General features: G+C 75.1%; 2 protein-coding genes. Both read right to left on the bottom strand.

Annotated features, from left to right (window positions below; translation table 11 throughout):
* Positions 1 to 179 precede the first annotated feature (179 nt).
* Positions 180 to 527 carry a hypothetical protein gene (locus ABZ641_RS37800; RefSeq protein WP_344625164.1) on the bottom strand — a complete coding sequence of 116 codons (348 nt, stop codon included), beginning with the start codon at positions 525 to 527 and terminating at the stop codon, positions 180 to 182.
* 4 nt (positions 528 to 531) lie between these two features.
* Positions 532 to 1167, bottom strand: coding sequence for a peptidoglycan-binding protein (locus ABZ641_RS37795; protein WP_344625165.1), 636 nt, complete (start codon positions 1165 to 1167; stop codon positions 532 to 534).
* Positions 1168 to 1322: the final 155 nt, after the last annotated feature.

Genomic DNA, 1322 nt, shown 5'->3' with positions numbered 1-1322 from the left:
CCCGTACACCGGGCGCAGCCGGCTGTCCTACCGGCGGGCCGCCGAGCTGTTCACCACGGCGACCCGCCGGCTGGACCCGGCGGGCCGCGGCTACACGCTGCACCAGCTCCGGCCCCGCGGCTGACCGTCCGCCCGGCGGGCCCGGAGGAGGGGGCCCGGATCGGGCGGAACGGACCCGGTCAGGCGCGGAGGATCACCTCGATCAGGTAGCCGACCGGGCAGAGGCCGGTGTCGGTGGCGGAGGCCTTCACCCGGCCGACGGAGACCTTGGAGTCGCCGTCCTGGACGGGCACGCCGACCCGGCCGGCCGCGGCGGTGACCGTCAGGGTGGAGACCCGCCAGGAGCGGGAGGTGTCGTTCCAGACGGCGATGCGCAGCTGGGCGTCGCCGAAGTCGCAGCCGAAGGACAGGTAGACCTGGCCCCAGCCGACCGCGCCGCCGTTCTGCGGCGGCAGCGGGATCAGGGTGGCGTTGTCGGGGTGGCCGTCCAGGAAGCCGGGCTCGATCCGGCCGATCACGAGTGCCACGGTGTCACCTCACTTCTTCGTCGAGTCGGCGCCGGTCGGCGGGGGTGGTGTTCGGGACGCGGCCGAACAGGTCGGGCATCGGCCCGGGGTCGGTGTGGTCGTTCTCAGGCACCTGGGAGTGCCCGTAGTGGCCGCTGCGGGTGTCCCAGACCGTGGCGGACCGGTTGGCGGACCAGGTGGGCGGGCCCATCGGCCAGACGTCGGGGACGCCCCAGGAGCGCAGCCAGGGGACGATCCGGTCGAGGCCGGTGCAGGGCGCGTCGGCGAGGGTCGGGTAGACCTTGCCGCCGACCCGGCAGTACGGGAAGAACAGGCTCTCGATCTGGACGCAGACGTCGCCCTTGCGGTTGGTCTCGACTCCGCCGGCGGCGTTGACGACGGACTTGCTGCGGGAGGTGGCGGCGAAGAACTGGGCGCACCGGCCGGTGAACGGGTCCCAGAGCAGGTGGGGGGCGGCGCCGGAGCCGGAGCCCGCGAAGTAGCCGGCGAGGGTGTCGAAGGGCACCAGGTCGGCGGGGGCGTCGGCGGTGGCGTTGCGGTCCCAGGTGATGTGCCAGATGGTGCGGGACCCGCCGTCTCCGGCCATCGGGGCGTCGTCGAGTTGGCGCCGTTCGGCACCGGGGAGGTAGAGGTCGGCCATCGGTACCCCTTTCGTGGTGCGGCGGCCGTCGCGGCATGGCCGGGCACCGCCCCCCCGCGGCCCCGACGGCCCGGGGGGCGGGGGGGGGGGGGGGTTCGGGGGGGTCGGGAGAGCGGGCGGGGTGGGAAGAGGGGTGGGGGGGAGGGGGAGAGGTA

It is taken from the genome of Kitasatospora sp. NPDC007106, assembly GCF_040634455.1.
GTDB classification, from domain to species: Bacteria; Actinomycetota; Actinomycetes; order Streptomycetales; family Streptomycetaceae; genus Kitasatospora; species Kitasatospora arboriphila.
The sequence above is the reverse complement of the archived record's forward strand: the minus strand, read 5'-3'. Positions and strand labels throughout refer to the sequence as shown.